The following is a 26,286-nucleotide window of genomic DNA, read 5'->3' as shown; positions in this document are numbered from 1 at the left end:
TTTCATGAACGTACAGGATTTTTTTATCGTATGGCAGGATATCGGTCTGATACTGTATTCTGTTTTAAAGGCATTTCTTCCACTTCCTTCCCTGGAAGTCATACTCGTACCGCTGGTACTGCATACACCTGAAAAATGGCTGCTATATTCGCTGGAGGGTGCAATCGGTACCTGTATTGGCGGTGCCATCGGCTATGGAATTGCCCGGATGCTGGGCAAAAAGGTGCTATACAACATCGCGGCAAAAGAGGATGTGGCACATGGCGAGGAACTGATGGAGCGCTATGGCCTGCTGGCTGTTTTCATTGGCGGTATTACGCCGATTCCGGATTTTCTGCTTGCCTACCTTGCCGGCTTTACCAGTATGCGATTAGTTCCGTTTCTGCTGTGTGATGGGTTTGCCAGATTGCTGCGCAGTCTGCTTGTAACCCTGTCTCTGCGATATCTGGGTACAGTAATGAATGTCGATGCCTTTGGAACCTGGTTTTCTTTGGCTATCATGCTGTGGCTTGTCTGGAAATGGTGGAAAAGCAGACGCAAGCTTCAGGCGCAGACAACATCCAGAAAATAAGGGAAGATCTGATCGTCTTCCAATAGCTCCGGATGCCATTGGACAGCGAGAATGCGGCCGTTCTCATGCTCCATGGCTTCTACATAGTTTTCTTCACTGAAGGCAGAGGTAAAAAAGCCTTCCCCCAACCGTCCGACTACCTGATGATGATAGCTGTTTACAGAAAAGCTGTGCGGATACAGCTGCTTCAGCATACTGCGCGAGCTGCTGTGTACCATATGCCTGTGCTGGGGAGCATGTGTCTGTGTATCGATATGCTGTAATAAAGAGCCTTTGGCATACACATTCAGTGTCTGCATTCCCCGGCAAATGCCCAGTATGGGCTTTTCATGCTTCATGAATGCGTCGATTACCTGAAATTCCAGATGATCCATCGGCTGCTCGTAGGTAGTGCAATGCTCGTTGCGTGCTTCCTTCAGATAATAGCCGGATATATCATAGCCGCCTGGCAGAAGCAGGGCATCACATACGGTAAGCGCTGCGCTCAGACAGGATGTGCTGCAGATGGGATATATGGTCCAGCCCAGAGCCTCAACACAGTGAATATACGGCTTGTTGATAAACCATTTCCAGGCGTTATCCAGCCTTTCAATTCGCATAAGTACAGCCAGAATCTTCATTGCTTGTCACCTCTAGCCTTATTGTATGCGAAAAAAAAGGGAAGGTTACGTATTGTACTTTCCCTGCCAGGTATTACGCTGCTTCATTTCCTTATCAATATCATTGAGAATCGTTACTTTTTTGAGAGTCCACTGCGGCGCAAGCAGCGCTTCCCTTACGCCATCACCGGTTAAGCGCTGAATGATGATTTCTGCAGGCAGCAGCTCCAGCTGGCGAATGACGATATCGATGTATTCCTCTCTGCTCAGCATGGGAAAGGGCTGCTTTTTATACTCGATTCCCATGCGGGTGCCTTCCATGATGTGCAGCATATGAATCTTGACGGCATGAATAGGCAGACTTGCGAGTGCTGCAGCAGTTTGCAGCATTTGCCCGCTAGTTTCTCCCGGAAGGGAATTCATCAGATGTACGGCAATTTTTAAATCAGTGCTTTTCAGCCGCTCGATACAATCCAGAAACTGCGCATAGGTGTGGCCGCGGTTAATACGCTGTGCGGTATCATCATGGATGCTCTGCAAACCAAGCTCCACCCAGATTTCCTTTTTTTTGGTCAGCGATTGCAGATAGGCGATTTTATCATCCTCCAGGCAATCGGCACGTGTGGCAATGCTGATGGCAGCAATATCCTTTCGCCGTACAAAGGGATCAAAGGTATGCTGTAATGTATCCAGGGAAGCATAGGTGTTTGTGTATGCCTGAAAATAAGCCATCCCGATACCCTGCGGCCATTTTCTTTGCATCATTCGCATACCGGACTCATATTGCTGAAACAGATCATCCTGTATATTGCCTGCATAATCCCCGCTGCCAAGAGCACTGCAAAAGGTACAGCCGCCAACACCGCAGGTACCGTCCCGATTGGGACAAGAAAAATTGGCATTCAAGGGAACCTTAAACACCTTGCTGTGAAAGCGGTGCTTCAGATAATAATTCCAGGTGTGGTAACGCTTGTTGTCATCACTATAGGGGAACGGATTGTTATAGCTCATAAATATCACCGCAGGTATTGTAACATAAATTGATGCAGAATGTTAAAAACAATGTGAAAACAGATGCATTTCTGTCTCTTTTTAGGATTGTAAAAAATTCCAGAATTCAATATGAAAAAACTGTTTATTTTTTTAATCAAGTATGAGATAATTAAATGCGCACTAGAGATTGGGGTAGTAGTTAAATGGATGTAAATAAAAAGGTTGTTCAGTGTAGAAAATATCCGATTACCTATACACTGGTTACAAAACAGGTAAAAAATATCAACATGAGGATCTCTTCCAAGGGAGAGGTCGTGGTCAGTGCGAATCCGTTTGTGCCCATGGACAAAATCGACGACTTTGTCTCCAGTAAGGTTTCCTGGATCGTTAAGCATCAGAAATCCATGCAGGAAAGAAGTCAGCGTACCATGATCGACGACAAGCATATTGTGCTGTTTGGAAATTCTCTGAAAATCCGCAGGACGACAGGGAAATACAACCACGTAAGCTATGACAAGGACACTCTGTATGTACAATGCAGAGAACAGGCAGATCCGGAAAAGGTCGTCCGGCAGTTTCTCGATAAGCTGTGCAAGGATGTATTCCTGGATGTTGCCACATTGACATTTCGCTCGCTGAGCGATTACCATCTGGAATTTCCGGAAGTGAAAATACGGGATATGAAAAGCAGATGGGGAAGCTGTACACCGGCTAAGAACTCTATTACACTGAACCGGAAGCTGATTCATTATCCGTTTGAGTTCATCGAATATGTAGTGCTGCATGAGTTTGTACATTTCATTCAGCCGAATCACTCCAAGGCGTTCTACAATATTATAGAGAACTACATGCCCGATTATAAAACGCGCATGGAAATGGTCAATTAAGAAAAGGAAAAGATAGCATGGTACATATCATTACAGACACATCTGCACTCTTCACAATCACGGAAGGAAAGGACATGGATGTTCATGTAATTCCTCTCTGTGTCAGTATTCAGGATGAGCATTACCGGGATCTCTGCTTCGACACGTCCGCTTTTTTAGAAAAGGTTAAAGAGGGTGGGATACCGACGACATCACAGCCGCCGATTGGCGATGTGCTGGCTGCCTATGAGGAGCAGGGGGATGAGGAAATTCTCAATATCTGTATGGCAGATGGTCTGTCAGGTACGTATCAGACGGCATGCATGGCGAAGGAACAGGCGATGCATGCGGATAACATCACCGTTTTAAATTCCCAGACGCTGTGCGGGCCGCACCGTTACCTTGTGGAAAAAGCGGTAAAGCTGCGTGATGAGGGAAAAACGGCTGCGGAAATCGTAGCAGCGCTGAAAGACAGTATGGCACATGAGCATTCCTTTCTGATACCGCAGGATTTCAGCTTTCTAAAACGCGGCGGCAGATTAAAGCCGGCAGCCGCAAGCATAGGCGGACTGCTGAAGCTGAAGCCTGTGATGCATGCGGTGGAGAATGGAAGCCGGTTGGATAAATTTACGATTACCCGTACCTTGTCCAAGGCAGCGGATGCCATCATCGAGTATTTTCGTGAGCATGGTGTTGATGCGGCCTACCGCATTTATGTAGCGCATGCAGATGCACTTGCGGATGCCCGTTTCTTTATCGACCGTTTAAAACAGGCCTTTCCGGATACTGAGCTGGAGCTGTTAAAGCTCTCTCCGGCATTTATCACACAGGGCGGACCGCAATGTGTCGCAATTCAGTATATTCGTAAATAGAGTGGGAACACTCTATTTTTATTAGGAGGAGTCGTATATGATAAAACAAAAACAGCGAAGCCGCATAAGCTGTGCCGTGTTTGTAGCTCTTATGATTTTTGCAGGACTGGCATCACGAAGCTCGCTTCCTCTTCCTGACTGGTTTCAAAAATATGGAGGTGATACGCTGTGGTCAATGATGATGTATGGAATTTTTGCCTGGCTGTTTCCAAAGGCAAAAGCAAATGCAGTTTTTCTTGGAACACTGCTGTTCTCCTTTGCCATCGAATGTTCACAGCTTCTGCAATACGACTGGCTGAATGCACTGCGTGCAACACCACTTCGCTATCTTCTCGGTCAGGGCTTTGTATGGAGTGATCTTGTATGCTACAGCATCGGCTGTATGCTGGCGTTTTTATTGGATATGATATATATGAAATGGAGGATAAAGAAAAATGGATAAGAAATTTTTATATGAAATGCTGAAGACAGCAAGTGTCAGCGGACATGAAATTGCATTGCAGAAAAAGGTTATACAGCATATGAATAAGCATTGTGATGAAATCCTGACGGATGCAACCGGGGATGTGATCTGTGCACTGAATCCGCAAGCAAAACCCAGGGTACTGCTTTGCGGTCATATTGATGAAATCGGATTTCTGGTAACACATATTACAGAAAACGGAATGCTGAAGGTAACAAAGGCCGGAGGTATTCATCCAATTCTGTATCTAGGTACGCATGTGCAGGTCATTTGTGCATCCAAAATCCTTCCTGGTGTCGTTGTGACGAACAGTGAGCTGGAAAACAAGGAGCAGGTCAAGGCTGAGGATTTGTTTATTGATCTGGGCTTTGACAGCAGGGAAGCATGTGAGAAAGTCGTTTCTATCGGTGATCCTGTGTGTGCTGCCACGGATATGGTGGAGCTGGCAGAGGGAAAGCTTGCCGGGCGTGCACTGGATGATCGCATCGGGGCCTTTATCATCATGGAGGCTTTGAAGAAGGCAAAGGAAAAACAAGCAGCCTGCGCAATCTTTGCGGCAGCTACCTGTGGAGAGGAAACAACCATGCGTGGTGCATATCATACGGCATGCCGTGTTCAGCCGGATTGTGCATTGATTGTCGATGTGACCTTTGCCAGTGACTATCCGGGAGTAAATGCAGATGCGAGCGGTATGGTGGAGCTTGGAAAGGGAGCTGTTCTGTGCTCCAACAGCATGATCAACAAGCCTTTGAATAAGGCGCTGGCAACGATTGCCAGGGAATGTCATTTGGATGTGCAGTGGGAGGTATTTGCCGGTAAGGCCGGAACAGATGGCGATGTTGTCCATTTTACAAACGGTGGTGTGCCGGTTGCCCTTATTTCCATACCGCTTCGCTATATGCATTCCTCTATTGAGACTGCCTGCTATCGGGATTTGGAAACGATCATTGAACTGATCAGTGAATTTCTTGTGCGCTTTGATGCGAGCTTTTCATTTGATCCGTTTCAGTAACAAAAGGAGGTAAGCATATGCGCTGTGCTGATATTTTAAATATACTTGAGGAACGCTGTCCAAAAGCCTATGCATTGGACTGGGATAACTGCGGGCTGCAGACAGGCCGCTATGATAAGGAAGTAAACACGATATATATTGCACTCGATGCCACGGATGAGGTGATTGCGGCTGCGGCTGCACAGCATGCAGAGCTTTTGATTACCCATCATCCGTTGCTGTTTAACGGAATTAAACAGATTCACGATCAGGATTTTATCGGCAGAAGGCTTTTAACGCTGATACAAGCAGATATGTGCTGCTATGCGATGCATACCAATTACGATGTTTCCTGTATGGGAGAGCTATCTGCATGTCTTTTGCATCTGAACAACGCACGGGTTCTGGAAGTCACAAGTGAGGATGAAAAGGGCATCGGGCAATATGGAAGCCTGGATACTGCAATACCGCTTTCTACGCTTGCCGAACAGCTCAAGCAGATCTTTGAGCTGCAGGGCGTGCAGGTTTATGGTGATGTAAACAAACCGGTACAGCGTATTGCCATATCGCCAGGAGCTGGAAACAGTATGCTTTCACATGCACTTGACAAGCAGTGTGAGGTATTGATTACAGGAGATATATCCCATCATACGGGCATAGATGCCGTTGCGCAGGGTCTTGCCGTGATTGACGCCGGTCATTATGGAATTGAGCATATCTTTATCCAGGATATGGCGGCATATTTGTCAACAAAGCTGCAGGGAGTCAAAATCATAGCTGCGCCGCTGTGCCATCCGTTTACGTTTGTGTAAGACTTCCTATGAATACAAAAAAGGATGCAGTTCTATAAATCTATAGACTGCATTCTTTCTTTTGGAATTGCTCCGCCGGTTTGTAAGCCGCGTATGCACAGGGAGCGCAAGTCACTTAGCTGTCCTTTTTATACAAATTGACTTCTTTAGCGCCGTTAATACGTATGACAGGCTTTTTTGTGCCGGATATCAGCCTGCATCGGTAAGGATATGCTGCGGATCGTGAAGGGAGCCCTTTTGAGTGGGGCTTATCTCCATGCATATATTTGTAGGCAGTGTATCCAGATAAACCGAGATACTGCTAAAGGCAGCTGCTTCTGTTCCATCCAGCAGGATATCATGCTTCAGCTGTGCAGCCGTTACATTCAGAACTACTACAGATGAATTGGCATGTACAATAATATCGGACTGGATTGTGTTGATATGCGTCTGTTTAAAATCACCTGCTGTTTCTATCGAATCAAATTCTTTTTGTGGCAGATACAGCAGAAATGAACCAAGCACATCATGATCCGCTTCGCCATGCTCCATGGTAATGATAATATCAAGAGTATCATCCTTTTTTGTGCTATGTACCTCATACGTATGAGCAGTATTCAAATCGGCATTCTGAAAATGAAAAGCTGTATCCGTACCCTGCTTTATGATAATTGATCTTGCATTCCCACTGATGTTGACATGACGAATATCATTAGCTGCGATTGGCTCATATACGGTTTCCTTGGACTCTCTATTTTCCGGCTCAGAAGCCTTATTCACATCCTTACAGGACGTAAGGAGCAGCAAACAAAGGATACTTACCCGGTAAAGATTTGTTCTCTTTTCTTTCATTCTGCTTGCCTCCTGTCTATACTTTATGCTCATTATACAAGATACACGTTAATTCATACAGAAAACCTGTATAGAATTTGCAATTTCTGTTCCTGTTCACAACAGGACTGAAATACAGCTTATGGAAGACAGAATATTCTTATACTGTAGAACGGTGACGATCAGCCATACAGTTTTAGTTACAGCTTGTATTCATCTAATGATCTTATTATGAATAGCAAGCATGATTCCGCATGAATTTTCAGGATACTGCTGGCTTTTCACACATCCTCTGTTATAATGGAAAAAGCGAGGTACAAAATTATGAAAACAATCGATATTTATGGAACACTGGGGCCGTCCCTGCATACCCGGGAGGCTCTGTATAAAATGCTTTGTATGGGTATGAACGGAGTGCGGTTGAATCTATCCCATGTGGATTTACCGGATTGCAGGGAATGGCTGGATGCCTTTCACCAGGCACAGGAACAGGCTGGCATACAGGCGAAGCTGCTTATTGAGATGAAGGGGCCGGAGCTGCGAATCGGTAAGCTGAAGGAGCCTGTGCTGCTAAAGGAAGGGCAGAAGATTGAGCTGGGAAAGGAAATTCCGGTTCCTGTACAGCTTTTGTCGCATGTAAAGGAACAGGAACAGCTGCTGCTGGATGACGGCCGTCTTCTTTTGGAGGTAGCGCAGGTCAGGGAAGACACCTTATTGTGTACTGTGCTGCATGGGGGTGTACTGAAATCCGGAAAAAGTGTGGCTCTGGTTAACGGTCATATTGCATTGCCAACACTTACTGAAAGTGATATCCGCAATTTGAAGGTGGCGAAGCAATACGGTGTTACCGGAATAATGCAGCCCTTTGTAAGACATGCACAGGATTTGATCACGGTGAAGGGAACGCTGAGCAGCATTGGATGTCCGCAGCTGCAGGTATATGCGAAGATTGAAAATATGGAGGGGGTCACACATCTAAAGGAGCTGCTTCCTCATTGTGACCAGATTGTCATAGCCAGAGGGGATTTGGGAAATGCAATGCCGCTGTGGGAGCTGCCGGCTGTGCAGAAAAGCATACAGGATATATGCAAAGAATATTCCATGCCGTATATGGTCGTCACGCAGATGCTGGATTCTATGATGGAGCATCCGATACCGACTAGAGCAGAGGTCAGTGATGTTTTTCACGCCGTTTACCATGGTGCTTCCAGTATTATGCTGACTGGGGAAACAGCTGCCGGTAAGTATCCGTTGCAGGCGATGGAATATTTCTGTGAAACGGCAAAATCCGCACTGAGCTGCAAAGAGGAAGCGCTGTAAGCCACAGGGAAAAGGAATCCTCTTGTAAGAGCCTCCTATGTCAGGAACAAAGACTTGACTGGAGCAGGTATTTCTACGCAAATGAAAAAAGGAAGATGGTACAGCGTAATTGCTTACTCATCTTCCTTTTCGTACTTCTTCGATTATGGCTAAGAATTCGAAAAGACTTACTATAAATCCATATATGAAGTTTATACATCGGGACGCTTTTTATGTCTGTGCTTCCTTGAAATTGACAGTTTTTTGTAGTTACATACTACGTCCAATGACCTCGGCAATTTTTCTTCCCTTGCGAATCACCTCGGCAAAGCGTTCCGGCTTCAGGGATTGCGCACCATCGCTCCATGCATTTTCCGGATCGTTGTGCACCTCAATAATCAAACCATCAGCACCTGCTGCGATTGCGGCCAGAGAAGCGGACTCCACCAGTCTCCAGTCACCGGTCGCATGACTCGGGTCGATGATGATTGGCAGATGTGTCTTTTCCTTAATAATAGGAACAACACTGAGATCAAGGGTATTACGCGTATATGTTTCAAAGGTACGGATACCGCGCTCGCAGAAAATGACATTTTCATTTCCTTCTGACATGATATATTCCGCAGCCATGATCCACTCTTCAATCGTATTGGCAAGACCGCGCTTCAGCAGCACCGGCTTGTTAACACGGCCAACAGCCTTCAGCAAATCAAAATTCTGCATATTTCTGGCGCCGATCTGAATCAGATCCACATGCTTGACAAACTCATCAATTTTATCAGCGCTCATCAATTCACTGACAATCGGCAGTCCATAGGTTTCCCTGGCATGCACCATGCAGGCAACCCCCTCGCTTCCCATTCCCTGAAAAGCATACGGGCTCGTTCTCGGCTTATAGGCACCCCCGCGCAGCATATCGCCGCCGGCTGCCTTTACCTGCTTTGCGATATCCATGATTTGGGTATCTCCCTCCACCGAGCAGGGGCCTCCGATGATTGCAATTTTTTCATTGCCGCCGACCTTTACACCGGCTACATCGACAATCGTATCCGCCGGATGAAACAGGCGGTTTGCTTTTTTATAGGGAGCGGCAATACGTGTGACATTTTCTACAAACGGATGTGCCTTTACCAGCTTTTCATCAATTTTGGAGGTATCGCCGACCAGTCCGAAGACATTGTAGCTGTCTCCCTGAATCATGGTTACGGATAAACCCTTGTTTTCAAAATTGTGAATCAGCTTCTGAACCTCTGCCTTTGGGGCATCTTTTTTCAATGTGATAATCATACAGTTTCCTCTTTTCCTCTAATCGCTGACAGCATCAATTAAAATGCTGTGATAGGCTTCTTCTATTTCTTTGACGGTTGATTCGATGTCACTGTTGTTTACGGCAACGTAGGCTGCATATTTCTGGTACAGCGGCAGACGCTCGGCATGCATCTTCTGCAGGGCATCACTGCTTTTGGATAAGGGACGATTTGGATCAGAGCTGATCAGCTTGTCCACATCACGGTCGATGAAGATCGTGATACCGTTTTGACGCAGGTAATCCATATTCACCTTATGCTTGATCGTACCGCCTCCAGTTGCGATGATTTTGTTATTCAGCTTACTGACCTCAATGGCTGCCTCAGTTTCAATGGCACGAAAGCCTGCTTCACCGCTCTCCTCAAAAATTTCCGGAATGGATTTTCCTGCCTTTTCAATGATGACATCATCCAGATCAATAAACTCCTTCTGCATACGGTCTTCCAGCATTTTGCCGATCGTCGTCTTGCCGGCGGACGGCATACCGATAAGGACGATATTGCAGTGCTCCTTTAACATATCCTGGTAAATATCATCAATGATCTGGTCATCGATTTGCTTATCCAGGAAGAACTCCACAGACTGCTTTGCCTGCGCAATCAGCATTTCCAGACCGTTTACACGCTTGATATCCATCTCCTGTGCCTCAAAGCATAATCTAGTCAAAATCGGGTTGTAGATTACATCCATCACAGCCTCGCATTTATGAAACATGCTGATATCGATTGGAGCATTGCCAATGCGCGGATACATTCCGATCGGGGACGTATTGATGATGATTTCCGCATCCAGATGGCTGGAGAACATCTCATCATAGCTGATAGCACCATTTCCTGTCACAACATCCACAACGACCATTTGTCCTGCCTTTTCATGACGAACAACTGCCTGGATGGCAGCGCTGGCACCACCGTTTCCAATAATCAGCACCTTTTTTCCTTCCATGTGTACGTTATGCTTTTTCACCATGTACAGAAAACCGGTAAAATCCGTGTTGTAGCCCTTCAGCTTCCCATTTTGATTGACAATCGTGTTCACTGCACCGATTGCTTTTGCATGCTCGTCCATTTCATCCAGGTAGGGGATGACATCCTTTTTGTAGGGAATCGTCACATTGATTGCGGCAAATTCCTTTTTCTCCATAAACTCCTTGAATTCCTCTTTGCTTAACGGAATCAGATCAAAGGTATAATCTGCTATCCGCTCATGAATATCCTTTGAAAAGCTATGTCCCAGTTTCTCACCAATTAGTCCGTATCTCATTTGTTTTCTTCCTCTCTTTTCTCTCATGTTCTATCATAGAAGCTGTTATATCCATCACAAGCAATAAAAAAAGCATCAACGTCTGCTTCGTTCATGCTTTTTTTATGCCCTGATACGCGAAAATAACCACGATGATCTCAATGGTTCGGTTCAGGGCTATCTAAAGTAAAAATAATATGCTGCTGAATGAATGGATTTGTTCACGGGTATCACTCCTATTGCCATTAGAATACAACACTCTTACGGAAAATGCAAGTATAAATTTTCATATTCTTTGAAAATTTATGAAAATAAATGGAAAATCATTCACGCACATGCGGATTTTTAATCGAGGTGTGATGAACGATGAAGTTACAGAAGGTATGAACAGCAGGGGGGAGATAGCGGTTTTTAACGGTCGCCAGATAAATATAGCGCTCATGCGGAGGGTTGGTAATTTTCAGCTTTTTGACAGGAAACTGATCCAGCATGGCGATATCAGGGACCAGAGCGATACCGTAATTGATGGCAACAAGACCGATTACGGCACTGTCCTCCTCCACCTCGCATATGATATTCGGTCGAATTTGCACCTTTTCAAACAGGGAATCCAACAACGGACGGATGCCGCTTTGCTTATCATAATACACAAAGGTTTCCTCCTTTAACTGGGCAAGGTCAACGCTGTCATGCAGTGCCAGAGGATGGCTATGGGATACGATGGCAACCACCTCCTCCTGTGCAATCGGCAAAAAGTTAATATCCGGCTGATGCTCAACATAGGAACAAAAGGCTATATCGTATTTTTCCTCCTTCAGGCCCTGCAGGATTTCCGTCGTATTGCCCTGCTTTAAAGAAAATTTTACATTGCGGTTTTGTGACTGTGCCAGAAAGCTCTGCAAGAGATGGGGGACATAGTGGCTGCCCAGGGTATAGATGAATGCCAGATCGATCCAGCCGTTTTCCTGTGAGGTAAGATCACGCAGACGGCGTTCTCCAAGATCGATTTCCTGCAGACCCTTTTCTATATATTCATAGAAAATCCGGCCGTATTTGGTCAGCTTGATATTTCGTCCCTGCTTTTCAAACAGATAGCAGCCAAGCTCCTTTTCCAGCAGAGCGATGGCATGGGAGAGGGAGGGCTGTGTGATGTCCAGCAGATTTGCGGCCTGCGTATAGTGCTCGGTTTGGGCAAGCACGCGAAAATATTGTAAATGATTCAGATTCATAGGCTACCTCCAAATATTACCATAGGAATAGTATACCTGATTTATAGATAAAATCTATAGATTTTGTAAAAATTATGAATTGTTTACATAGGATGAAATCTATATAATATGCTTGTAATGTTTGTGAATAAGATAACATTCACAATCGAGGAGGCTAAGTAATGGGAAAGTATTCTTCAATCTTTGAACCGTTGACAGTCAAGCAGATGACGATTCCAAACCGTATCGTCATGACGCCGATGGGAACAAACTTTGGTGAGCAGAACGGAGAAATGAGTTTTCTGCACATCAATTACTACGAACAGCGTGCCATGGGTGGTACCGGACTGATCATCGTGGAAAATGCCTGTGTGGATTATCCGTGCGGATCCAATGGAACCACGCAGCTGCGCATTGACCATGACAACTACATTCCACGTCTGTACAAGCTGGTGGAAACGATACATAAGCACAATACGAAAATCGCTATTCAGCTGAATCATGCCGGAGCGAGTGCTGTGGAAGAACGCATCGGAATGCAGCCGGTGAGTGCGAGTGCTGTCGCAAATAAAAAGGGCGGTGCATTGCCGCGTGCTTTGGAAAAGGAAGAAATCCTGAAAATTGTACAAAGCTATGCAAAAGCCGCAAAGCGTGCGCAGATCATCGGTTTTGATGCTGTTGAAATCCATGCGGGACATTCCTATCTGATCAATCAGTTTTTATCTCCGCTGACCAATAAGCGCGAGGATGAATTTGGCGGCAGCTATGAGAACCGTGCCCGTTTTGCGAAGCTGGTGCTGGAGGCTGTGCGCAAAGAGGTCGGGCCGCAGTTTCCGATTCTGGTGCGTATCAGTGCCGATGAATTCCTCGAGGGTGGAAATACGCTGGAGGATACATTGAAGCTGTTGGAATATTTCCAGCAGGAGGCGGATATCATTGATGTTTCCTGTGGCTTGGTAGATTCTATTCAATATCAGATTGATGCAAATTATCTGGAGGACGGCTGGCGTTCTTATATGGCAAAGGCGGTAAAGGAAGCGTTTGATAAGCCGGTAATCACAACCGGAAATATCCGTGATCCAAAGGTCGCAGAGGATATCCTGAAGCGCGGTGATGCGGATCTGATCGGTATGGGACGACAGATGATTGCCGATCCAAACTGGACAAACAAGGTGCATTACGGCAAAGAGGATACCATTCGCAAATGCATTTCCTGTAACATTGGCTGCTCCGGTCACCGGATCGGCTTGAACCGTCCGATTCGCTGTACGGTAAATCCAAGCGTCAATGAGGGCGAGGACTATCGCAGCTGGAAGGTGAAAAAGCCATGCAATGTTGTTGTTATCGGCGGCGGTACTGCCGGTCTGGAGGCAGCATGTACGGCTGCGGAAGTCGGCTGCACCACATTCCTGATTGAAAAGGAAGATCATGTTGGCGGATTGAGCGTTGCGATTTCCAAAATACCGGACAAACGTCGTCTGCGTGATTTTCCGGATTATCTGATTCACCGGGCACAGTCTCTGCGCAATCTGATTACCTTTACGGAAACAACAGCAACACCTGCCTTTGTGAAAATGCTGAAACCGGACTTCATCATCAATGCGACAGGCTCTACACCGCTGCTTCCGCCAATCAGCGGACTGCGGGAAAACATCGATGCAGAAGGAAGCCGCGTCAGTGGTATCCTGGGCATGATTCAAAATATTGAGCACTATCCAAACGAGCTGGACGGCAAAAAGGTTTGCGTTGTCGGCGGCGGTGCGGTAGGATTAGATGTAGTGGAATTTTTCGCAAAACGCGGCGCAGCAGTCAGCATCGTTGAAATGCTGCCGGTTGTCGGCAAGGATCTGGATACGGTGACCAAGGTGGGAACCTATGATATGCTGGAAAAGCACCAGGTACAGGTACTGACATCCACTGCTTTGCAAGAGGTGCATAAGGATCACTTCGTGGTAAAGCGCGGTGATGCGATGGAAACCCTGGATTTTGATTACGGCTTTGTCTGTCTGGGGATGCGTGCATACTCTCCGGTAATGGAGGATATGAAGCAGGCATTTGCGGATGAAGATGTAGAGCTGCTCAATATCGGGGACAGCGTACGTGCAAGAAGAATTATTGATGGCGTTGCTGAGGGACGAAATATCCTGAACGCCTTGAAGAAAAGAGAGTTTCTATAAATAAAAAGAACGTAAGGCTACGTTAAGGAGGAAATTGCTATGGCTGAAAGAATTAGCGGACACACAGAACTGATCGGATTGATTGCGACACCGATTCGTCATTCAAAATCACCAAAGATGCACAATGAGGCTTTCGCGAAGCTTGGTCTTGATTATGCTTATCTGGCATTTGAGGTTGGAAATGAGGAGCTGGAGGATGCTGTAAAGGGCTTCAAGGCATTGAAGGTACGCGGTTATAACGTATCCATGCCGAATAAAACCGTCATTGGACAGTACCTGGATCATTTATCTCCGGCTGCCGAGCTGTGCGGTGCAGTCAATACAGTCGTTAATGACAATGGGGAGCTGACCGGACATATTACGGATGGTATCGGGTATATGCGTTCCTTAAAGGATGCCGGAATTGATGTAGTGGGCAAGAAGGTAACGATTGTCGGAGCCGGGGGAGCTGCAACAGCGATTGAAATTCAGATGGCACTGGACGGTGTTAAGGAGCTGTCAATCTTCAACCGCCGTGATGAATTCTGGGAGCGTGCCGAGCAGAATGTGAAGAATATCAATGAAAAAACAAGCTGTAAGGCTACGCTGTATGATTTGGCAGATACTGCCGCATTAAAACAGGAAATCGAAGACAGCTATCTGTTTGCGAATGCGACAGGTGTCGGTATGAAGCCGCTGGAAGGACAGATGGTGATTCCGGATGCCAGCTTCCTGCGTAAGGAGCTGATCGTTACCGATGTGGTATATATGCCTACAGAAACCGAGCTGCTGCGTGTGGCAAAGGAAGTCGGCTGTAAGACAATGAACGGTCTTGGCATGATGCTGTACCAGGGAGCTGCCGCATTTGAATTATGGACTGGCAAGGAAATGCCAATCGATTATATGAAAGAAATCCTGGACATTCATTTTTAAGAACAATTAACATAAGGAGAAGCTATGAATAAAAAATATTATCCAAGTGCGTTTATTCTGTACTTGAATTACTTTATCCACGGGATCGGCTGTTCCATACTGGGGCAGGCCGTAATCAAGGAAATGCTGGTTGCTCAGTGGGGACAGGGAATGGATGCTATCGGTCAGGTGACCATGGTTGCCGCTGCACTGGGGCTGGGGCGTCTGATTTCACTGCCGATTGCCGGACCGCTGTCTGATAAAATGGGAAGAAAGCTTTCCTCCCTGATCGGTATCGCATCCTATGCAATCTTTTTCATCGGTGTCGCAATGTCACCAAACATGTGGGTTGCCTATGCAGCCGCTATTCTGGGAGGAATTGCGAATTCCTTCCTGGATACCGGAGTCATTCCTGCCTGTGTGGAAATTTTGGAGCCACGCTCCTCTCTGGCAACCATGCTGACAAAGTTCTTCATCTCTGCGGCACAGCTGCTGCTGCCGTTTATGCTGGGGGCATTGGCTGGTGCCAGTCTGTCTTATAACGTTCTGCTGTATATCAGTGGAATCGCCATCATCGTGATTGGTGTACTCGTAGTATTTGCACCGCTTCCAAAGGCGGAAAAAAAGGCAGGGGAAAAAGCTCCGGGTCTTCTGGAAAACATCCGCAATTCACATTTTACGGCTGAAAGCATTGCCCTGATCGTGATCGGGTTTACGTGTACGGCAACCTTCCAGCTGTGGCTGAACTGTGCACAGACATTTGCCAAGGAGCTGGCCGGTGTCAGTGATCCAAGCATGATGCAGACCTGCTATTCCTTTGGCTCTTTGGCAGCCATCATCGTCACCGCCGGGCTGGTTTCCCGTATTAAGGGTGTACGCTTTCTGTTTGTTTATCCGCTGGTTACCTTACTTACTCTGCTGCTTGTTTATGTGGTACGCAGTGAAACGATGTGCTATATCGGGGCGGCACTTGTCGGCTATAGTGCCGGAGGTGTTATCCTGCAGCTTGTAACCGCAACAGCAAACGATCTGTTTCCGCATATCAAGGGAACGATCACCAGTATTGTAATGATTATGTCCAGTCTTTCCAATTACACGATTCTCTCCGTAGCTGGAACGATGGACTCTGCTCAGATTTTGATGATGAACATCTTAATCACGTTGATTGGTGTGTTATTGGCGCTGTTTGTCAATCTGCGTTTTCAAAAATTGACAGGGGATAAGTAAAATAAATATAAAAATATCGTACAGCACGCCCGTGCTGTATGATATAATAACGGCAAATTCGAATGGTGAGGAGGAAAGCGCATGAAAATTTTACGATGGCTGGATGATAATCTGGAGGAAACACTGCTGATCGCATTGCTTGTAGTGATGACCCTTCTGATGGGACTGCAGGTGTTCAGCCGCTATATTCTAAACGCTTCTTTGAGCTGGTCGGAGGAGCTGACACGCTATCTGTTTATCTGGAGCGGGTTTCTAAGCATCAGCTACTGTATCAAAAAATGGATTTCCATTAAAATTGACCAGATCATTTTACTGTTTCCCAAACCGGTGTATGTCGTTGCACAATTGATTTTGAATGTGATTCTGTTCGCGCTGTTTGCTTATCTGGCATGGCATGCGCTCACTTATCTGCAAATGAGCATTGCCAGCGGACAGAAATCACCTGCACTGGGATTGCCGATGCCTTTTGTTCAGGCAGCGCCGCTTGTCGGCTTTTCACTGGCAAGTGTACGCGCCCTGCAGCAGATTGTGCTGGAAATCGGTAATATTCGGCATTTTATGACCTGCGGGGAAATCCGTACGAGGGGGGAGTAGCATATGATGGCAATAGGTATAATGCTTCTGTTTGTTCTGCTTCTGCTTGTTTCCGTACCGATTTCTGCGACGTTATCGGCGGTATCGCTGGCGCCATCGCTCATGGATCCCAATTTCCATATATCCGCTGAGTACATCATTCGTGCCATGCTGGGAGGAATTGACTCCTTTCCGCTGCTGGCCGTTCCCATGTTTGTCTTATCCGGTATACTGATGGCCAAGGGGGGCGTCAGTAAAAAGCTGTTTGATGTCTTCTCTTATTTTCTCGGAGAGCATACTGCCGGGATGCCCTGTGCTGTCATTGTGACCTGTTTGTTTTACGGCGCTATTTCCGGCAGTGCACCGGCAACTGTGGCCGCAGTGGGAAGCATGACGATTCCACTGCTGATCCGCATTGGCTATGATAAGGTGTTTGTGACTGCCATCGTTGCGGTGGCAGGCGGTCTCGGTGTGATTATTCCACCAAGTATTCCCTTTATATTATATGGCATGGCCAGCGGAGCCAGCGTTGGAAAAATGTTTATGGCAGGTATTATACCAGGTATTCTGATTGCGCTTCTGCTCATGCTTTATGCCGTATATCACTGCCGTAAGTATGGGGAGGACAAGGAAAAGATTTCTGCGGAGGTATCTGTCTTACATAATAAGGGCTTTTGCAGAGTCTTTATGGACAGCTTCTGGGCACTTCTGACACCGGTGATTATTCTTGGCTGTATCTACACGGGTATCGCTTCACCGACGGAGGCTGCCGTTATCTCGGTATTTTATGCGCTGCTGATTTCCATGCTTGTTTACCGCACACTGAAATTCAGGGATTTAAAGGGTGTACTGGTTGAGGCAATCCGTACCTTTGCGCCCATTCTGTTTATATTGAGTGCCGCTGTGGCCTTTTCCCGTATCATCACCCTGCTGCAGATTCCGGATATGGCAGGGGAATTCATTCTGTCCACCTTCAGCGGCAAGGTAGCGGTTCTGCTCGTTATCAATGCATTGCTGCTGATTGTCGGCATGGTGATGGATACATCGCCGGCGATTCTGATTCTGACGCCGATTCTGATTCCTATTACAAACAGTATCGGTGTGGATCCGATTCAATTCGGTATCATTATGGTTGTCAATCTCGCCATCGGCTTTGTGACACCGCCAATCGGTATCAATCTGTTTGTCGCAAGCTCTCTGACGGATGTTCCGGTCATGAAGATTGCGAAGAAGGCAATGCCGCTGATCGTGTTCTTTCTGCTTGCATTGCTGGCCATTACCTTTATTCCGCAGATTTCACTGCTGCTGGTATCGTAAGGAGGCGCGCAAGATATGAAAAAAATAACAGGTATGCTTATCATCGTATCCCTGCTGCTGTGCGGGTGTGTGCAGAAGATTGAGGATCCGGCTGAGGCATCTGCGAAATATCCGTGGATCATCGCGACGGATTCGCCAAAGGATACGGTAACCGGTCTGTTTGCCCATAAATTTGCTGAGGAGGTAGAGAGCTTAAGCAACGGCTCTATCCATATGGAGGTTTATGAGAACGGAACACTGGGAAGTGATCGGGAGCTCATTGAGAGCTGCATGGGACAGGATATTCCCTTTGTTTTACAAAACACGGCACCCCAGACCAACTTTATGTCCAGACTGGCTATTTTCGATCTGCCAGTTGCGTATACAGAAATCGACAAGCTGCGGGAAACGCTGGATGACCCCACGTTCATGGATATGATCAATGCGGTGTATCAAGAAAACGGCTTTCGACTGCTGGCGATGGGAGATCAGAGCTTTCGGGTCATGACGACGAATAAAAGCATTACAAATATTCAGGATTTTCAGGGACAGAAAATCCGAACGATGGAAAATCCATATCATATCGCCTTCTGGCAGTCCATCGGTGCCAATCCCACCCCGATGACCTTTTCCGAGGTTTATATCGGATTACAACAGGGGACGATTGATGCACAGGAAAATCCGTACGAGGTCATTGTGTCCGGTAAAATTTACGAGCAGCAGGACTACATCGTGCAGACCAACCATCTGCCGCATCTGCTTTCCTTGATTGTGAACGATGACTTTTATCGCTCCTTGAACAGTGAGCAACAGAAAATTGTTGATACGGCGGCTGAGAATGCAAGAAATTATGCAAGAAAACAGGCGGATCAGCGCGTGAGCGACCGTCTGGATATCATCACAGGCAGCGGTACGAAAATTATAGAGCTGGATGCGGCTATGATTGCCAAGCTGCGCAAGCAGGCAGAACCTGTATATGAAGAAATCCGAAAACAGGCAGGGGATGCGCTGTATGAAGCATATACAAAACGTATGCGTTAGGAGGAAACATGAATACGGTAAACGTTAGAAATATAGTAATCGGTGAGGGGATTCCTAAAATCTGTGTGCCGATTGTCGGAAAAACAAAAGAGGAGCTGCTTTCTGAAGTGGCTGTACTGAAGGGAAGCGCAGTAGATGTAGTGGAGTGGCGCATGGACTGGTTTGAAGCTGTGGAAACAGTTCAGGCTGCTGTAGATATGCTGCAGGTTCTTCGTGAAGCACTGCCAGACCTGCCGATTCTGGCAACCTTCCGCAGTAAGAAGGAAGGCGGAGAGCGTGAGGTAAGCACTGCATATTATGTGGAGCTGAATAAGGCAATTATCGACTGCAAAGCTGCGGATCTGATTGATGTGGAGCTGTTCACAGGAGAGAAGGAGGTCAAAGAGCTGATCGCCTATGCTCATGCCGCAGGTGTACGCGTTATCATGTCCAATCATGACTTTGATAAAACGCCATCCTATCATGAAATTCTCACACGTCTGCAGGCGATGCAGAAGCTGGATGCGGATATTCCAAAAATTGCTGTTATGCCGACATGCAAGGCAGATGTACTTACTCTGCTGCAGGCAACAAACGATATGCATGAAAAATTTGCGGATCGTCCCATCATCACGATGTCTATGGCAGGAACCGGTGTCCTGTCCAGATTGTGCGGAGAGGTCTTTGGTTCTGCGCTGACCTTTGGCGCTGCAAAAAAAGCGAGTGCACCGGGACAGATGGGAGTCGAGGATCTGAAAACCGTACTTACCCTGCTACACAAAAGTCTGTAATGGATGCATGAAAAAGCCGGCTGTTCACAATGCCGGTTTTTCTATGTGCGTTTTTTTGTATTAAAGAAGTATTTATAAAATGCTTTATTTAAAAAATGGCTTCATCTTTGTCGTTACTCTGATAAAATTTAAGCCTTCTTCACTATCGAGAACGTCACGCTTTGATAAAGAATACGTCTGATATGGATACGTCTGTCTTGCACGCCCATTTCCAATAACGATTTTCTTCGCAGCCGCATAGAGGCTATAAACGAAACGCCTGTTTTGCACGTACGAAAAGCAGAAGAGCATTGCACCAAGTGTTCAAAAATAATAGACCTGTTTTTCCATCTGTATACAGCGTGCGGATTCGATAAGAAAAGTCTGGAGAAATGTGTTTTTTAAATATTGCATATCCAAACGAAAAAAGGTAAAATAAAGTTATGCATTATGGAACTTTTTCAGAATATTGAAAAAGTTTTCAGAAAGGAGAAGCAATGTACAAGGTTATAGAGAAAGAAATTCTAAATCCAACCGTTACCAAAATGGTTGTAGAAGCACCCGCAGTAGCTAAAAAGGCGCTGGCAGGACAGTTCATTATTCTGCGCGTACATGAAAATGGAGAACGTATTCCATTGACCATAGCAGATTATGACAGAGAACGAGGAACGATTACGATCATTTTCCAAATTGTTGGAAAAACGACCATGCTGCTGAATCAGCTGAATGAGGGAGACAGCATTCTGGATTTTGTAGGGCCGCTGGGCAAGCCTTCGCATGTGGACGGCTACAAAAAGGTTTGTGTCATCGGTGGAGGCGTCGGCTGTGCCATTGCTTATCCGACTGCCAAGGCTTTACATGAGAATGGTACAGAGGTTACGGTCATCACCGGCTTCCGTAATAAGGATCTGGTCATTCTGGAGGAGGAATTTAAACAGGTCAGCACACATGCCTATCTGGTAAGTGATGATGGAAGCACCGGTGTTAAGGGACTGGTAACCAATGTGCTGGAGGATTTGATCAATAAAGGGGAGAGCTTTGACGAGGTGATTGCGATCGGACCGCTGATCATGATGAAATTTGTATGTCAGCTGACGAAGAAATACGGTATTAAAACAGTGGTATCCATGAATCCGATCATGATTGACGGTACTGGAATGTGCGGCGGCTGCCGGTTGAGTGTCGGCGGCGAAACGAAATTTGCTTGTGTGGACGGGCCGGACTTTGACGGACATCTGGTTGATTTTGACGAGGCGATGTCCCGTGGGGCAACCTATCGTGAATTTGAGGCACATGCCAGGGAAGAAGCCTGTAATCTGATGAACAAGGAGGTGCGCTGATATGCCGAATATGTCATTAAAAAAAGTGGAAATGCCTGTTCAGGACGGACAGGTAAGAAGAAATAATTTTGATGAGGTAGCACTGGGCTATACAAAGGAAATGGCAATGGAGGAAGCGCAGCGCTGTCTGCATTGCCCTACCAAGCCATGCATCAGCGGCTGTCCGGTTGCTGTTAATATTCCAGACTTTATCGAACAGGTAAAGGAAGGTAACTTTGAAGAAGCCTATCGGATCATCCATGAAACAAGCTCTCTGCCTGCTGTCTGCGGCCGTGTATGTCCGCAGGAGAAGCAATGTGAGGCAAAGTGTGTGCGCGGTGTCAAGGGTGAAGCGGTCGCAATCGGACGCCTGGAGCGTTTTGTGGCTGACTGGTACAGAGAAAATGTCAAGGATGAGGTGCACAAGCCGGAAAGCAACGGGCATAAGGTTGCCGTAGTCGGTGCCGGGCCTGCCGGACTGACATGTGCAGGGGATCTTGCGAAAAAGGGATATCAGGTATCTGTATTTGAAGCCCTGCATGTTGCAGGTGGTGTATTGATGTATGGTATTCCGGAATTCCGTCTGCCGAAAACGGTTGTTCAGCACGAAATCGAAGGTCTCAAGCAGATGGGTGTGGATATTCAGACGAATATGGTCATTGGGCGCAGTGAATCTGTAGATGATTTGTTTGATGCTGGATATGAGTCTGTCTTTATCGGAAGTGGTGCCGGACTGCCAAGCTTTATGAATATGCCGGGTGAAAACCTGAAGGGTGTGTATTCTGCAAACGAATTTCTAACCCGCTGTAATCTGATGAAGGCTTATAAAGAGGGTGTGGATACACCGATTCAGCATCCAAAACGTGCTGTCATTGTCGGTGGCGGCAATGTCGCAATGGATGCGGCCCGCTGTGCAAAGCGACTTGGTGTGGAAGAGGTCACTATCGTATACCGCAGAAGCATGGAGGAGCTTCCTGCCCGTAAGGAGGAAGTGGAGCATGCCATGGAGGAAGGCATTATCTTCAAGCTGCTGACTAACCCGGTACGTGTGCTGGGGAATGAGGATGGCTGGGTATGCGGTATGGAATGCGTATCCATGGAACTGGGAGAGCCAGATGAGAGTGGAAGAAGGCGTCCTGTGGAGATCAAGGACAGCAATTTTGTGTTAGATGTTGACTGTATGATCATGGCCATCGGTACATCACCGAATCCGCTGATCCGTTCAACCACAAAGGGTTTGGAAACCAACCGTAAGGGCTGCCTTGTTGCGGATGATAATGGAGCAACCACGCGCGAGGGTGTGTTTGCCGGAGGAGATGCTGTCACTGGTGCGGCAACAGTTATCCTTGCCATGGGTGCAGGAAAAACGGCAGCTGCAGCTATCGACGAGTATATTCAGAAAAAATAGAAAGCATAAAACAGACAGGGCATAGTTACCAACATACTATTTCGGACATGTAAGGATACCATCACAGAGTAAGGGAAGGGTTGTCCTTTCTGCCTTGATGAAGCATGCGATTCGCTTATTTGGACAGACAGCCCTGTCTTTCTTACAAACTTTTGAGGAAAGCGAAAGAAAATTTGTGGAAGGGTTTACAATCGGCACAAAAAATGTTATTATATAGGCAGGAAATAAGTACCTTATTTCTGTTATCATGATACTGGCTCTATTGTGATAACCTTGAAAGTTGTGTATTCTTTACATTCCTTCCTTTTATTGTAAACTACACGATTTCAATTACTTTTATTCATATCGATTTCCTTTCGATAACCTAATGAAAAGGGACGTGGTGATGCGCGTCCTTTTTCGTTGTCCATAAACAATTGCATTTATTTCCGATTTCTGCTATTCTAATTTCAGGTGATGCTATGAAATCCAAAAGAAGTAAACTCATAATCGGCGGTGTGGCAGGAATCGTTATCATGTTTGTGCTGTCCTTGCTAGTGCCTGCACTGCAGCTGTTTGCAAAGGCCGGGGCACTGCTTATTTATGCACTGGTCAATTATATTCAGATCAGGGAAATGAAAAAGAACGGACAGGATATCGAAAAACCTGCACTTTTCACTGCGGCTGTCCTGATTATCATCGGCTATCTGCTGTTTTTTACCTAGAAAATGGCAGAGAATGATTGACAAAGGATAGCGGAATTGGATATACTTATATGGTATAAAAGCTGAGAATTAAAGTAGTACCTTGTGGAAGTGTCACAGAGAGTCGATGTTGCTGAGAATCGATACATGAAAGCATGCGGAACTTGTTAAGGAGCTGATAGGCAACTATCCGTAAACTTCGCGTTAAGAAGAAATGAAGGGCACTTGTACAAGTGAACTAAGGTGGTACCGCGTTAATTATGACGTCCTTAGAAATAAGGGCGTTTTTTATTTGATACGTAAAGGAGAATGCAGTTATGAATTACAACCATCAGGAAGTAGAAAAAAAGTGGCAGAGCTACTGGCTGAACAATAAAACCTTTGCATGTGATGCATGGGATTTTGATAAGCCGAAGTGCTATGTGCTGGATATGTTCCCATATCCAAGCGGCAACGGACTTCATGTCGGACACCCGGAGGGGTATACCGCAACCGATATTGTCTGCCGTATGAAGCGTATGCAGGGGCACAATGTCCTGCATCCAATGGGCTGGGATGCGTTTGGTCTGCCGGCCGAGCAGTTTGCTATCACTACGGGAAATCATCCTGCACAGTTTACAAAAATGAACATTGATCATTTCCGTGAACAGATTCGTGCACTTGGCTTTTCCTATGACTGGGATCGCGAGATTTCCACGACAGATCCGAATTATTATAAATGGACACAGTGGATATTCCTGAAGCTGTATGATAAAGGGCTGGCCTATGTGGATGAAATCCCTGTCAACTGGTGTCCGGAGCTTGGTACCGTACTTGCCAATGAGGAAGTGATTGACGGTAAGAGTGAGCGTGGAGGCTTTCCGGTTATACGTAAGCCGATGCGTCAGTGGGTATTGAAAATCACGGAGTATGCGGAGCGTCTGCTGGAGGATTTGGAGCTTTGTGACTGGCCGACTTCCACAAAGGAAATGCAGATCAACTGGATTGGAAAATCCAAGGGTGCAAATGTCATCTTCAAAATCAAGGATACCAGTAAGGAATTTACCGTGTTTACCACGCGCTGCGATACGCTGTTTGGGGCTACCTACTGCGTTATGGCACCGGAGCATCCTTATGTGGATGAAATCACAACAAAGGAACAGAAGGAAGCTGTTGAGGCTTATAAGAAGTCCTGTGCGACAAAATCCGATCTGGAGCGTACAGAGCTGAATAAGGAGAAGACCGGTGTATTCACGGGAGCCTATGCGATCAATCCGGTAAACGGAAAAGAGGTACCAATCTGGATTTCCGATTATGTATTGGCAAGCTATGGTACCGGAGCAATCATGGCCGTACCGGCACATGACACCCGTGACTGGGAATTTGCCAAAAAATTTGACATTGCCATCATTCCGGTGTTGGAAGGCGGCGATGTAACAAAGGAAGCCTATACAGAAGACGGTGTACATATCAATTCCGAATTCCTGGACGGTATGGGAAAGCAGGAGGCAATCGATACGATGATCGCCTGGCTACAGGAGCATAACTGCGGCTGTGCGAAAACGACATACAAGCTGAGAGACTGGCTGTTCTCCAGACAGCGTTACTGGGGGGAGCCGATTCCGATTATCCATATGGAGGATGGAACCACACGTACGGTGGATATTGATGAGCTGCCGCTGGAGCTGCCGGAGACAAAAAATTTCAAGCCGAGCGGTTCCGGAGAATCTCCGCTTGCACACTGTGAGGACTGGCTGAATGTCGAAATAGACGGTGTGAAGGGAAAGCGTGAAACGAATACGATGCCGCAGTGGGCAGGCTCCTGCTGGTATTACCTGCGCTATATTGATCCGAAAAACAATGATGCAATCGCGGCAGAGGAGCTGTTAAAGCACTGGCTGCCGGTTGATCTGTATGTCGGTGGTGCAGAGCATGCCGTATTGCATCTGCTGTACGCGCGCTTCTGGCACAAGGTGCTATATGACTGCGGTGTTGTACCTACAAAGGAGCCGTTCCAGAGACTGTTCCACCAGGGAATGATTCTGGGTGAAAATAATGAAAAAATGTCCAAATCCAGAGGAAATGTGGTAAATCCGGATGATATCGTGGAAAGCCACGGGGCAGATGCACTGCGAGTTTATGAAATGTTCATGGGACCGCTGGAAGCAGCACTGCCTTGGAGTACAACGGGGCTGGACGGGGCCAGAAGATGGCTGGATCGTGTATGGAGATTGTACACGGAGTATGATAAGTTCACGGAAACAAACGACGGAAAGCTGGACAAGGTATACCATGCGACGGTCAAAAAGGTAACCAATGATGTGGAAACACTGAATCTGAATACTGCGATTTCACAAATGATGATTTTTATCAATGAATGCTATAAGGCAGAAAGCATTTATGTGGAATATGCAAAGGGCTTTGCCAAGATGTTTGCCTGCTTCGCACCGCATATGGGAGAAGAAATCTGGAGCCGTGTGTTTGGCGGAAACGGAACGATCACCTATGAGCCTTGGCCGGTATATGATGAATCCAAGCTAATTGAGGATGAAATTGAGGTTATCGTACAGGTTAATGGCAAGCTGCGCGGGAAATTTACGACAGCAGCAGCCAGCGATGAGGAAGCATTGAAAAAGCAGGCTCTGGAAATCAGTGCGGTTGCGGCACAGATCGAGGGAAAAACAGTACGCAAGATTATTGTCGTAAAGGGCAAGGTTGTCAATATCGTTGCCAATTAAAACAGGCTTTATAACATACAACCACGCATTAAAAGCGTTAAGGGAAAAGTGTTTTAGCATAGTTTATTTATATTTCATACAGTCATAAAAGCCGAAATGTATTCATCAGGGAATGCGCTTCGGCTTTTCTTTTATCCAGCGGACGCAAATTTTCATTGATCCTGTTTATTT

General features: G+C 46.4%; 23 protein-coding genes, 1 pseudogene and 1 other annotated feature. Of the genes and pseudogenes, 18 read left to right on the top strand and 6 right to left on the bottom strand.

Features of this window, described 5'->3' with window-relative positions; translation table 11 throughout:
* Positions 1-4: 4 nt before the first annotated feature.
* The gene (locus tag GKZ87_11295; GenBank protein QSI26029.1) at positions 5-571 is read left to right on the top strand and encodes a DedA family protein; all 567 of its coding nucleotides are present in this window, start codon (positions 5-7) and stop codon (positions 569-571) included.
* On the opposite strand, the gene GKZ87_11290 is transcribed toward GKZ87_11295, so the two are convergent.
* Both GKZ87_11290 and GKZ87_11285 read right to left on the bottom strand, forming a co-directional pair.
* Positions 544-1,191, bottom strand: a complete 648-nt coding sequence (locus GKZ87_11290) for a gamma-glutamyl-gamma-aminobutyrate hydrolase family protein (GenBank protein ID QSI26028.1) — start codon at positions 1,189-1,191, stop codon at positions 544-546. The two genes, GKZ87_11295 and GKZ87_11290, sit on opposite strands and share 28 nt — an antisense overlap.
* A gap of 45 nt (positions 1,192-1,236) precedes the next feature.
* On the bottom strand, positions 1,237-2,181 hold the full coding sequence (locus GKZ87_11285) for a TIGR01212 family radical SAM protein (protein QSI26027.1): 945 nt from the start codon (positions 2,179-2,181) through the stop codon (positions 1,237-1,239).
* A 185-nt stretch (positions 2,182-2,366) separates the two neighbouring features.
* Here GKZ87_11285 and GKZ87_11280 point away from each other — a divergent pair, with 185 nt between their 5' ends.
* From GKZ87_11280 to GKZ87_11260, 5 genes are read left to right on the top strand one after another with little or no spacing between them, the layout of a single operon-like run.
* A complete protein-coding gene (locus tag GKZ87_11280; GenBank protein QSI26026.1) occupies positions 2,367-3,050 on the top strand; it encodes a DUF45 domain-containing protein in 684 nt (227 codons plus the stop codon).
* A gap of 17 nt (positions 3,051-3,067) precedes the next feature.
* Positions 3,068-3,901, top strand: coding sequence for a DegV family EDD domain-containing protein (locus tag GKZ87_11275; GenBank protein QSI26025.1), 834 nt, complete (start codon positions 3,068-3,070; stop codon positions 3,899-3,901).
* A 37-nt stretch (positions 3,902-3,938) separates the two neighbouring features.
* The gene (locus GKZ87_11270) at positions 3,939-4,343 is read left to right on the top strand and encodes a DUF2809 domain-containing protein (GenBank protein QSI26024.1); all 405 of its coding nucleotides are present in this window, start codon (positions 3,939-3,941) and stop codon (positions 4,341-4,343) included.
* A complete protein-coding gene (locus GKZ87_11265) occupies positions 4,336-5,376 on the top strand; it encodes a M42 family peptidase (GenBank protein QSI26023.1) in 1,041 nt (346 codons plus the stop codon). Before GKZ87_11270 ends, GKZ87_11265 begins: the two co-directional genes overlap by 8 nt.
* 17 nt (positions 5,377-5,393) lie before the next feature.
* The gene (locus GKZ87_11260) at positions 5,394-6,167 is read left to right on the top strand and encodes a Nif3-like dinuclear metal center hexameric protein (GenBank protein QSI26022.1); all 774 of its coding nucleotides are present in this window, start codon (positions 5,394-5,396) and stop codon (positions 6,165-6,167) included.
* 115 nt (positions 6,168-6,282) lie between these two features.
* On the opposite strand, the pseudogene GKZ87_11255 reads toward GKZ87_11260, so the two are convergent.
* A pseudogene (locus tag GKZ87_11255) lies at positions 6,283-6,998 on the bottom strand (hypothetical protein).
* A gap of 303 nt (positions 6,999-7,301) precedes the next feature.
* Between GKZ87_11255 and GKZ87_11250 the strand changes: the two are divergent.
* Complete coding sequence (locus GKZ87_11250; protein ID QSI26021.1) at positions 7,302-8,297, top strand: pyruvate kinase; 996 nt, start codon at positions 7,302-7,304, stop codon at positions 8,295-8,297.
* A gap of 249 nt (positions 8,298-8,546) precedes the next feature.
* On the opposite strand, the gene aroF is transcribed toward GKZ87_11250, so the two are convergent.
* The 3 genes from aroF to GKZ87_11235 all read right to left on the bottom strand — a co-directional run bounded on the left by aroF (position 8,547) and on the right by GKZ87_11235 (position 12,055).
* A complete protein-coding gene (aroF, locus tag GKZ87_11245) occupies positions 8,547-9,563 on the bottom strand; it encodes a 3-deoxy-7-phosphoheptulonate synthase (protein QSI26020.1) in 1,017 nt (338 codons plus the stop codon).
* 18 nt (positions 9,564-9,581) lie between these two features.
* Positions 9,582-10,847, bottom strand: coding sequence for a shikimate dehydrogenase (locus tag GKZ87_11240; protein ID QSI26019.1), 1,266 nt, complete (start codon positions 10,845-10,847; stop codon positions 9,582-9,584).
* 302 nt (positions 10,848-11,149) lie between these two features.
* Complete coding sequence (locus GKZ87_11235; GenBank protein ID QSI26018.1) at positions 11,150-12,055, bottom strand: LysR family transcriptional regulator; 906 nt, start codon at positions 12,053-12,055, stop codon at positions 11,150-11,152.
* 161 nt (positions 12,056-12,216) lie between these two features.
* Between GKZ87_11235 and GKZ87_11230 the strand changes: the two genes are divergently transcribed.
* From GKZ87_11230 to GKZ87_11180, 11 genes are all read left to right on the top strand, one after another.
* The gene (locus GKZ87_11230) at positions 12,217-14,211 is read left to right on the top strand and encodes an FAD-dependent oxidoreductase (protein ID QSI26017.1); all 1,995 of its coding nucleotides are present in this window, start codon (positions 12,217-12,219) and stop codon (positions 14,209-14,211) included.
* A 39-nt stretch (positions 14,212-14,250) separates the two neighbouring features.
* The gene (locus tag GKZ87_11225; GenBank protein QSI26016.1) at positions 14,251-15,123 is read left to right on the top strand and encodes a shikimate dehydrogenase; all 873 of its coding nucleotides are present in this window, start codon (positions 14,251-14,253) and stop codon (positions 15,121-15,123) included.
* A gap of 24 nt (positions 15,124-15,147) precedes the next feature.
* Positions 15,148-16,329: an MFS transporter gene (locus GKZ87_11220; GenBank protein ID QSI26015.1), complete on the top strand. Its 1,182-nt coding sequence runs from the start codon at positions 15,148-15,150 to the stop codon at positions 16,327-16,329.
* 81 nt (positions 16,330-16,410) lie between these two features.
* Positions 16,411-16,923, top strand: a complete 513-nt coding sequence (locus GKZ87_11215) for a TRAP transporter small permease subunit (GenBank protein QSI26014.1) — start codon at positions 16,411-16,413, stop codon at positions 16,921-16,923.
* A 3-nt stretch (positions 16,924-16,926) separates the two neighbouring features.
* Entirely contained in the window at positions 16,927-18,219 is a 1,293-nt protein-coding gene (locus GKZ87_11210; protein ID QSI26013.1) for a TRAP transporter large permease subunit, read from the top strand.
* A gap of 15 nt (positions 18,220-18,234) precedes the next feature.
* The gene (locus GKZ87_11205) at positions 18,235-19,239 is read left to right on the top strand and encodes a DctP family TRAP transporter solute-binding subunit (GenBank protein QSI26012.1); all 1,005 of its coding nucleotides are present in this window, start codon (positions 18,235-18,237) and stop codon (positions 19,237-19,239) included.
* An 8-nt stretch (positions 19,240-19,247) separates the two neighbouring features.
* Positions 19,248-20,009: a type I 3-dehydroquinate dehydratase gene (locus GKZ87_11200; protein ID QSI26011.1), complete on the top strand. Its 762-nt coding sequence runs from the start codon at positions 19,248-19,250 to the stop codon at positions 20,007-20,009.
* A 476-nt stretch (positions 20,010-20,485) separates the two neighbouring features.
* Positions 20,486-21,328, top strand: coding sequence for a sulfide/dihydroorotate dehydrogenase-like FAD/NAD-binding protein (locus GKZ87_11195; GenBank protein ID QSI26010.1), 843 nt, complete (start codon positions 20,486-20,488; stop codon positions 21,326-21,328).
* 1 nt (position 21,329) lies between these two features.
* A complete protein-coding gene (gltA, locus tag GKZ87_11190) occupies positions 21,330-22,715 on the top strand; it encodes an NADPH-dependent glutamate synthase (GenBank protein ID QSI26009.1) in 1,386 nt (461 codons plus the stop codon).
* A gap of 461 nt (positions 22,716-23,176) precedes the next feature.
* Entirely contained in the window at positions 23,177-23,419 is a 243-nt protein-coding gene (locus GKZ87_11185; GenBank protein ID QSI26008.1) for a hypothetical protein, read from the top strand.
* 55 nt (positions 23,420-23,474) lie between these two features.
* Positions 23,475-23,672, top strand: a binding site (T-box leader).
* Positions 23,673-23,715: 43 nt separating this feature from the next.
* Positions 23,716-26,115: a leucine--tRNA ligase gene (locus tag GKZ87_11180; protein ID QSI26007.1), complete on the top strand. Its 2,400-nt coding sequence runs from the start codon at positions 23,716-23,718 to the stop codon at positions 26,113-26,115.
* Positions 26,116-26,286: the final 171 nt, after the last annotated feature.

The organism is Erysipelotrichaceae bacterium 66202529 (assembly GCA_017161075.1).
Classification (GTDB): Bacteria; Bacillota_I; Bacilli_A; order Erysipelotrichales; family Erysipelotrichaceae; genus Clostridium_AQ.
Note: the sequence above shows the minus strand (reverse complement) of the source record. Positions and strands in the feature narration are given on the sequence as shown.

Coding starts and splice junctions, on each gene's coding strand:
- GKZ87_11205 (QSI26012.1), top strand. CDS start 18,235: ATGAAAAAAATAACAGGTATGCTTATCATCGTATCCCTGCTGCTGTGC.
- GKZ87_11270 (QSI26024.1), top strand. CDS start 3,939: ATGATAAAACAAAAACAGCGAAGCCGCATAAGCTGTGCCGTGTTTGTA.
- GKZ87_11195 (QSI26010.1), top strand. CDS start 20,486: ATGTACAAGGTTATAGAGAAAGAAATTCTAAATCCAACCGTTACCAAA.
- GKZ87_11275 (QSI26025.1), top strand. CDS start 3,068: ATGGTACATATCATTACAGACACATCTGCACTCTTCACAATCACGGAA.
- GKZ87_11225 (QSI26016.1), top strand. CDS start 14,251: ATGGCTGAAAGAATTAGCGGACACACAGAACTGATCGGATTGATTGCG.
- GKZ87_11260 (QSI26022.1), top strand. CDS start 5,394: ATGCGCTGTGCTGATATTTTAAATATACTTGAGGAACGCTGTCCAAAA.
- GKZ87_11290 (QSI26028.1), bottom strand. CDS start 1,191: ATGAAGATTCTGGCTGTACTTATGCGAATTGAAAGGCTGGATAACGCC.
- aroF (QSI26020.1), bottom strand. CDS start 9,563: ATGATTATCACATTGAAAAAAGATGCCCCAAAGGCAGAGGTTCAGAAG.
- GKZ87_11210 (QSI26013.1), top strand. CDS start 16,927: ATGATGGCAATAGGTATAATGCTTCTGTTTGTTCTGCTTCTGCTTGTT.
- GKZ87_11235 (QSI26018.1), bottom strand. CDS start 12,055: ATGAATCTGAATCATTTACAATATTTTCGCGTGCTTGCCCAAACCGAG.
- GKZ87_11295 (QSI26029.1), top strand. CDS start 5: ATGAACGTACAGGATTTTTTTATCGTATGGCAGGATATCGGTCTGATA.
- GKZ87_11265 (QSI26023.1), top strand. CDS start 4,336: ATGGATAAGAAATTTTTATATGAAATGCTGAAGACAGCAAGTGTCAGC.
- GKZ87_11240 (QSI26019.1), bottom strand. CDS start 10,847: ATGAGATACGGACTAATTGGTGAGAAACTGGGACATAGCTTTTCAAAG.
- GKZ87_11185 (QSI26008.1), top strand. CDS start 23,177: ATGAAATCCAAAAGAAGTAAACTCATAATCGGCGGTGTGGCAGGAATC.
- GKZ87_11230 (QSI26017.1), top strand. CDS start 12,217: ATGGGAAAGTATTCTTCAATCTTTGAACCGTTGACAGTCAAGCAGATG.
- GKZ87_11215 (QSI26014.1), top strand. CDS start 16,411: ATGAAAATTTTACGATGGCTGGATGATAATCTGGAGGAAACACTGCTG.
- GKZ87_11285 (QSI26027.1), bottom strand. CDS start 2,181: ATGAGCTATAACAATCCGTTCCCCTATAGTGATGACAACAAGCGTTAC.
- GKZ87_11280 (QSI26026.1), top strand. CDS start 2,367: ATGGATGTAAATAAAAAGGTTGTTCAGTGTAGAAAATATCCGATTACC.
- gltA (QSI26009.1), top strand. CDS start 21,330: ATGCCGAATATGTCATTAAAAAAAGTGGAAATGCCTGTTCAGGACGGA.
- GKZ87_11220 (QSI26015.1), top strand. CDS start 15,148: ATGAATAAAAAATATTATCCAAGTGCGTTTATTCTGTACTTGAATTAC.
- GKZ87_11250 (QSI26021.1), top strand. CDS start 7,302: ATGAAAACAATCGATATTTATGGAACACTGGGGCCGTCCCTGCATACC.
- GKZ87_11180 (QSI26007.1), top strand. CDS start 23,716: ATGAATTACAACCATCAGGAAGTAGAAAAAAAGTGGCAGAGCTACTGG.
- GKZ87_11200 (QSI26011.1), top strand. CDS start 19,248: ATGAATACGGTAAACGTTAGAAATATAGTAATCGGTGAGGGGATTCCT.